The following is a 6,714-nucleotide window of genomic DNA, read 5'->3' as shown; positions in this document are numbered from 1 at the left end:
GTGGCCAAGCCGTCCGAGCCATCAGCGGCACCACCGCGTCAGCCATACCCCGCGCCCCTGGGCCTCACGGCCATACGCACTGGCCAGTTCAACCCGGGACGGAACCGTAGGGCCACCGCGTGATCCTCGTCCGTTGTGTCGACATCAGATGATCAAGCGGTGGCGCCCGATCACCCTGATCCCGTCCACGGGCTCCTCACCCGACGCCACCGACACCCAGTGCTGGTGACTGTTGGTGCGTCGCCACCGTGGCACCGGTGAGCTGGCGTTCTACCGCTGCTACAGCCCCGAACCGGTGCCGCTGCGCGAGCTGGTCCGCGTCGCCGGCGGTCGCTGGACCGTCGAGGAATCCTTCCAGGCCGGCAAGGGCCGGGCCGGGCTCGACGAGCACCACGCGCTGTTCACCGACCCCCGTCAAGGGTCCCGTACCCGGGGAGATCCCGGGGGTGTCGGGTCAGTGGCGTCGGCGGGTGTTGAGCCGGGCGGCCTGGCGGGTGAGGTGGTCGCGCTCGGCGAGGTTGGGGGCCTTGTGGGCCGCCTCGGTGTACAGCCGTGCCGCCGTCGCCAGGTCGCCGGCGCGCTCGTGGAGGTACGCCGCGACCGCCGCGTGGCGGGGCAGTGAGTCGTCCAGCGCCGCGAGCGCCGCCAGCCCGGCGCGCGGTCCGTCGGCCTCGCCGACGGCCACCGCGCGGTTGAGCCGGACGACCGGGCTGTCGGTCAGGCGCGCGAGCTCGTCGTACCACTCGACGATCTGCACCCAGCCGGTGCCCGTCGTGGGCGCGGATCCCGATCGCGGCCGCGTCGTAATAGCCGGCGTCCAGGCAGCTGCTCGGCGCGTTTGTCGCATGGGTGATCGGCGGGTGCGCGTCGGTAGCTCCACCATGGCCAGGCGACGGGAAATGGCGCGCGCCCCGAGCTGCACCAGGTCGACGTAGCGGTTCAGGCCGGCGTCCTGGAGCTGGTCCGCGGGCACGGCGACGCTGACCCCCGCGACCGCGCGGCCGTTGGGGTCGCGGATGGGTGCGGCCACCGAGGCGGCCTCGAGGAGGGTCTCGCCCAAGTTGTGGGCCCAGCCCCGCTCACGTGCCACATCGAGTTCGCGGGCCAGCTCGGCCACTGTGGTGATCGACTTCTGGGTCAGGCCGGGCAACCAGATGCCGGGGTACAACTCGGCGAATCGGGCGGGTTCCAGGTCCGCCAGCAGTACCTTGCCGCTGCTGGTGCAGTGCGCGGGCAACCGGCGGGGCACCGAGGAGAACAGCTGCAAGCCTCTGGAGCTTTCTCGGCGTTCCACATAAATGATGTCCGTTCCGCGCAGGACGCCGATCTGCACCGTCTGGCCGCTGCGGTTACGCAGGTCGTCGATCACCGGTTCCGTGGCGGCTTTCAGTCGCAGGTGGCCGGCAGCCGTCTGGCCCAGTTCGTACACGGCCAGGTTCAGGCTATAGGTGCCAGAGGCGCGGTCGTGGTCCAGCAGCCCCTCGGCGGCGAGTGCCTGCAGCAGTCTGTGGACCGTGCTCTTCCCCAGGCCGAGCGCACGTGCCAGCTCGCGCACACCGCGGTCCCGCGGTCCACCTGCGAATTCCCGCAGCAAACGTGCGGCTTGGCCTGCGGACGAGGTGGGCCGGCGAGCTGCCGCATCCTGGCCGGTACTTGACGTGTTGGAACCCACTGCCGCTGTCTCCTCTGCCAGGTGTCCCTCTGTGAGGAACATGCTGCTCAGGCGTGAAGAGGATCCCGAGTTCTGCCGTGATGGGCAATGAGAGCGGGGCCGACCGACGGGAACGAGAACACCTTGGCCCTCCGCGGCGCTGCGGCCTCGTCAGCGGTCATCACCAGGGGCGGCAGCGCATCCATGTCGGGCCGCATCCGATCCGCCACAACGCACCGTCCCGCGGCGCTCGGCTAGCCGAGACCAAGCTTGGGACGCATCCACATGATCTCGTAGCGGACCTCGTTGAGGCAGGCGCACGGGCCCTTGAGCCCGGCCGCGCCGGGAAGCACGGCGTCCGCGGGCACGCGCACGCCACTCAGGCTGATGTCGCAGTGGATCGAGGCGCGCATGCCGAGCTTGTGCTCGATCGCGGTGGCGGTAAACCCGTCGGTTGCGGTCGACACGACGAAGCCGCGGATGCCGTCGTCGGTGCGCGCCCAGATCACGGCGACGTCGGCGATCGAGGCCAGCCCGATCCACCGCTTGGCGCCGTCGATCACCCGGTGCTCGCCGTCGCGCACCGCGCGAGTGCGCATGCTCGCCGAGTCGCTGCCCGCGGCCGGCTCGGTGAGCCCGAAGTAGCCGATCAGCTCGCCGGCGGCCATGCCGGGCAGCCACCGCTGCTTGTACTCCTCGGAGCCGAACTTGGAGATCGCGCTCATCGCCAGCGAGCCGGGGCGACGTCGACGGCGGTGCGGGGCAGGAAGTTGAAGTCGAAGCCTGCGAAGGTGCCAGCACGGGCCTCGAACCGCTCGGGCAGCGCGGCCTTGATGGTCGCTTGGGGGCCGTGGGCCACATGCGCGGCGGCAACTCGCAGCTCCCTCGCCGCCGGCGTCGGCACCGTGGAGACCGGCAGGCAGGTCGGGATCGACCGCCAGACCGGGTGCCGGTGGCGAGTCGAGCAGGGCCGCTACCACCCCGCTGGCTGAAGGAGCCGGCGGCTACGGGGCCGCGAGCAGCGTGACCACGCAGGCCGCCGGGCCGTTACCCAGCGATCCGCCGGCATTCTCGGCCAGCGCTGTTCCGGCGCCCTCGACCTGTCGGCCGCCGGCGCGGGCACGCAACTGGTCGGCGAGCTCGACGATCTGGGCGGCGCCGGTGGCGCCGATCGGGTGGCCGCGGGCGACCAGGCCGCCGGACGGGTTGATCGGGCACCGCCCGCCGAGGGTGAAGGCGCCGTCCCTGGCCAGGGCGACCGCGCCGCCAGCGGGGACCAGCCCCAGCTCCTCGGCGATCAGCAGTTCCGCCGGGGCGGCGGCGTCATGCACCTCGCACACGTCCACGTCCGCGGGCCCGAGACCAGCCTGCTCGTAGGCCCTCCGAGCGGTGCGCGCCACCACGTCGCCGGCGTCGCCCGCCCGCGCCGCGCCGACGGTGCTAGCCAGCACCCGCACCGCCTGCTGGCCGCGCCGACGGGCCAACTCGGGGCGGGTGAGCACCAGGGCGGCGGCCCCGTCCCCGATCGAGGAACACATCGGCCGGGTCAGCGGGTCCACAATGGTGCGCGCGGCCAGCACCTCATCGACGGTGAGCGGATCGCGGACCTGGGCGATCGGGTTGAGGCTGCCGTTGTGAGAGCTCTTGGCCGCAACGGCGGCGAGGTCGCGCGGGGTAGCGCCGCTGCGCTGCATGTACGCGCGCGCCTCGGCGGCATAGATCTCCATGAACACCGGCCGCGCCGCTCCGTCCGGGGCCACCTGCCCCTCGCGCTCGAGGTCGACGGCGGTGGCCAGCGTCCGACCGGCGAGCGTGCGGTCGGCGCTGGTCATCTTCTCCGCCCCGACCACCAGGACGGTGTCGTGGGCGCCCGAGGCGACGGCGAGGATGCCGAGGTGCACCGCGCTCGAGCTGGAGGCGCAGGCGTTCTCCACCGACAGCATCGGACGTCCGGCCACCCGGGAGTCCGCGAGTGCGGTGTGCGCGCGGATCATCTCCTGGCCGGTGAGCAGGCCGGCGGCGGCATTACCCACCACGACGAGATCGACGTCCGCGGCGTCAAGGCCGGCATCATCTAGCGCCCGGTCCGCGGCGCAGCTGGCCAACTTACGCAGCCGGGTCCCGACGAACATGCCGAAGCGCGTGATTCCGGTGCCGACGATCGCTGCATCCATTGCGTGGACTTCTCCTCCGACGAAACCCGAGGTCCGTCGCAGCCGGTCGGGCGACCTGTGCCGAGACGTCTTGACGAGGCCCAGACTCTAATACTAGTTTTTGCGGCCACACGGAGTCTTATACTAGATCGTGATCGAGTACTTGCGCCCCGTCGACCACCGCCCAGGGCGCGAGGCCTCATCGGCCCGACGGTGACGCGGGCCGTGCCCCATCACTCGGGACCCAGATCGGGCACTCCCGACCGTGCTGTACCCCCCGACGGTTGACGAAGGGCTCGACGGCATGCGTTACCTCGGAATCTCCGGCCCTGTGCGGTCCCCGAGTCGGACGACGACGGCGACCCGCCTCGTGTTGGAACAGGTCCGCGAGGCCGAACGGGGGGCGGAGGTGGAGCTACTCGACCTGGGCGCCCACCGGATTCAGCTCTGTGACGGGCGGCCGCTCGCCGACTACGACGACGCAACCCGGGCTGCAGTCGAGCAGGTGTGTCGGGCCGACGGGTACGTGGTGGGGACCTCGGTCTACCGCGCCGCGTATTCCGGGGTGCTGAAGAACCTGCTCGACATCCTCCCGGCAGACGCGATGGCCGACAAGCCGGCGGCGATGGTGGCCACGGGCGGCTCCCGCGACCACTACCTGGTCCTCGACTACGCCCTGCGCCCGGTGCTCGCCGCGCTGCGGGCGCGGGTCACCGCGCGCGTCCTCTACGCCGATCCGGGGGCGATGCCCGACCGCGAACCGTCCGGAGAGTTCCGCGACGCGGCCGTCGCGCTCGCCTCGGAACTTGTCCACGCCGTGCAGCGGGCCTGATCCCGGTCCCGTTCGCCGGTCTTGCCGTGCCCTCGATGAGGAGGAACCAATCATGACCACGATCAGCGAGCGCGATGCCATCCAGGAGTACCGTCGCGCTCACGTACCGGTCTACAACGACCAGAAGCTCAAGCTCGGGCTGTTCGGGCCCAACCTGAGCTACGGCCTGACGATGACCGAGGCCGAGACGACCTACCGCCCCACCTGGGAGCACGTGGTCAAGATTGCCCAACGGGCCGAGCAGCTCGACTTCGAAATGCTCGTACCGGTGGCGCGGTGGCGCGGGTTCGGCGGGAAGACGAACGTGCACGGCGAGTGCCTGGAAACCTACTCGTGGGCGGCGGGCCTGGCCGCGCTGACCGAGAAGATCATGGTCTTCGCCACCTCGCACGTGCCGACCATGCACCCCATCGTCGCGGCCAAGCAGGCCACCACCATCGACCACATCTCCGGCGGCCGCTTCGGGCTGAACATGGTGATGGGCTGGTTCACCCCGGAAATGGAGATGTTCGGGGCCCCGCAGCGCGAGCACGAGGAGCGCTACCGCTACGGCGCCGAGTGGATCGAGGTCGTCAAGCGGCTGTGGACCGAGGACGGGCCCTTCGACTTCGAGGGCGAATTCCTGCGGATCAAGCAGGGGCAGGCGGCGCCCAAGCCGGTGCAGACCCCGCATCCGGTCCTGATCAATGCCGGCAACTCGCCCGCCGGGATCGAGTTCTCCGCGCGGGAGGTGGACTTCAACTTCGCCACCATCTCCACGCTGGAGGACGCCAAGGAGTACGCGGCACTGGTGCGCCGCACAGCCCACGAGACTTACCAGCGCGACATCGGGGTGATGACCTACGGCCTGGTGGTCTGCCGGGACACCGAGAAGGAGGCCCGCCGGGCCTACGACTACATCCTCGAGAAGGGGGACTGGGACGCGGCGCGCAACATCATGTCGGTGCTCGGAATGGAGAGCGCGTCGTTCAGCGAGCAGATCCGGGCCTACCAGGAGCGCTTTGTCGCCGGCTGGGGCGGATGGCCCATCGTCGGTAGCCCCGAGCAGGTCACCGAGAAGCTGCAGGAGCTCTCCGACATCGGCATGGACGGGATCGCCATGGGCTTCCTCGACTACCACGAGGAGATGGCGCACTTCGGCGAGGCGGTCATGCCGCTGCTCAAGCAGGCCGGACTGCGGCACTAAGAGGTCCTAACGGAATGAGGTTGGGAAGGCGGAGCGGGGGTAGCCCTGCTGGCCATGAGGAAGCGCCAGCAACCACCGTGGATCGTGCCGGATGGGCTGTGGGAGCGCGTCGAGCCGCTGCTGCCGCGCCGGGAACGCCGGTTCCGGTATCCGGGCCGCAAGCCGATCGATGACCGCAAGGCGCTGTGCGGGATCTTGTTCGTGCTGCACACCGGCCTCCCGTGGGAGTTCCTGCCACAAGAGCTCGGGTTCGGGTCCGGGATGACCTGCTGGCGGCGGCTGCGGGACTGGCACCGGGCCGGGGTGTGGCAGCGGCTGCACGAGGTGTTGCTGGCCGAGCTGCAGGGCGCGGACCGGCTCGACTGGTCCCGCGCGGCGGTGGACCGCTCACACGTGCGGGCGCTAAAGGGGGGCGCAAAACCGGTCCCAGCCCGGTCGACCGGGCCCGGACCGGCTCGAAGCACCACGTGATCGTCGACGGCGGGGGTGTCCCGCTGGCGGTCGCGCTGACCGGCGGCAACCGCCACGACGTCACCCAGCTGTTGCCGCTGCTCGAGGCGGTCCCGCCGGTGCGCGGCCGCCGCGGTCGGCCGCGCCGCCGCCCGGAGAAGCTCTATGCCGATCGGGCCTACGACTTCGATACCTACCGCCGGCGGGTGCGGGCGAAGGGCGTCCGGCCGTGCATCGCGCGGCGCGGCGTCGCGCACGGCTCCGGCCTGGGGGTGCACCGCTGGGTGGTCGAACAGACCATCGCGCTACTGCACTGGTTCCGTCGGCTGCGGATCCGCTGGGAGGTCCGCGACGACATCCACGAGGCCTTCCTCAGCCTGGCCTGCAGCATCATCTGCTGGCGCCGACTCCAGAATCGCTCATTGCGTTAGGACCTCTTAAA

At 70.9% G+C, this 6,714-nt stretch carries 6 protein-coding genes and 2 pseudogenes; 4 read left to right on the top strand and 4 right to left on the bottom strand.

Annotation, left to right across the window (positions count from 1 at the left end; translation table 11 throughout):
- Nucleotides 1-229: 229 nt before the first annotated feature.
- Nucleotides 230-391 (top strand): annotated as a pseudogene (locus HF519_RS28845) (IS701 family transposase); the annotation flags it as partial.
- A 63-nt stretch (nt 392-454) separates the two neighbouring features.
- On the opposite strand, the gene HF519_RS28840 reads toward HF519_RS28845, so the two are convergent.
- From HF519_RS28840 to HF519_RS28825, 4 genes and pseudogenes are all read right to left on the bottom strand, one after another.
- Complete coding sequence (locus HF519_RS28840) at nt 455-1,714, bottom strand: IclR family transcriptional regulator domain-containing protein (RefSeq protein ID WP_281358672.1); 1,260 nt, start codon at nt 1,712-1,714, stop codon at nt 455-457.
- Between the two features lie 218 nt (nt 1,715-1,932).
- Nucleotides 1,933-2,388, bottom strand: a pseudogene (locus HF519_RS28835) (acyl-CoA dehydrogenase family protein); the annotation flags it as partial.
- Nucleotides 2,373-2,510, bottom strand: coding sequence for a hypothetical protein (locus HF519_RS28830; RefSeq protein WP_169416131.1), 138 nt, complete (start codon nt 2,508-2,510; stop codon nt 2,373-2,375). The pseudogene HF519_RS28835 and the gene HF519_RS28830, both read right to left, overlap by 16 nt.
- A gap of 145 nt (nt 2,511-2,655) precedes the next feature.
- Nucleotides 2,656-3,825, bottom strand: a complete 1,170-nt coding sequence (locus HF519_RS28825) for a thiolase family protein (protein ID WP_169416130.1) — start codon at nt 3,823-3,825, stop codon at nt 2,656-2,658.
- A 283-nt stretch (nt 3,826-4,108) separates the two neighbouring features.
- On the opposite strand from HF519_RS28825, the gene HF519_RS28820 reads away from it, so the two are divergent.
- The 3 genes from HF519_RS28820 to HF519_RS28810 all read left to right on the top strand — a co-directional run bounded on the left by HF519_RS28820 (nt 4,109) and on the right by HF519_RS28810 (nt 6,703).
- Nucleotides 4,109-4,636, top strand: a complete 528-nt coding sequence (locus tag HF519_RS28820) for an NADPH-dependent FMN reductase (protein WP_246245399.1) — start codon at nt 4,109-4,111, stop codon at nt 4,634-4,636.
- A gap of 52 nt (nt 4,637-4,688) precedes the next feature.
- A complete protein-coding gene (locus tag HF519_RS28815) occupies nt 4,689-5,822 on the top strand; it encodes an LLM class flavin-dependent oxidoreductase (RefSeq protein WP_169416128.1) in 1,134 nt (377 codons plus the stop codon).
- Nucleotides 5,823-5,876: 54 nt separating this feature from the next.
- Nucleotides 5,877-6,703 (top strand): IS5 family transposase gene (locus HF519_RS28810; RefSeq protein WP_438826456.1). Its coding sequence is split into 2 segments (ribosomal slippage): nt 5,877-6,221 and nt 6,224-6,703, totalling 825 coding nucleotides; the frame shifts between segments, so codons are not numbered across the junction.
- Nucleotides 6,704-6,714: the final 11 nt, after the last annotated feature.

The sequence above is a fragment of the Pseudonocardia bannensis genome (genome assembly GCF_012911875.1).
In the GTDB taxonomy this organism is placed as follows: domain Bacteria; phylum Actinomycetota; class Actinomycetes; order Mycobacteriales; family Pseudonocardiaceae; genus Pseudonocardia; species Pseudonocardia bannensis.
The sequence above is the reverse complement of the archived record's forward strand: the minus strand, read 5'-3'. Positions and strand labels throughout refer to the sequence as shown.

What these genes read in the sequence shown, in the direction of transcription:
- HF519_RS28815 (WP_169416128.1), top strand. Translation starts at nt 4,689, where the DNA reads ATGACCACGATCAGCGAGCGCGATGCCATCCAGGAGTACCGTCGCGCT.
- HF519_RS28820 (WP_246245399.1), top strand. Translation starts at nt 4,109, where the DNA reads ATGCGTTACCTCGGAATCTCCGGCCCTGTGCGGTCCCCGAGTCGGACG.
- HF519_RS28825 (WP_169416130.1), bottom strand. Translation starts at nt 3,825, where the DNA reads ATGGATGCAGCGATCGTCGGCACCGGAATCACGCGCTTCGGCATGTTC.
- HF519_RS28840 (WP_281358672.1), bottom strand. Translation starts at nt 1,714, where the DNA reads ATGTTCCTCACAGAGGGACACCTGGCAGAGGAGACAGCGGCAGTGGGT.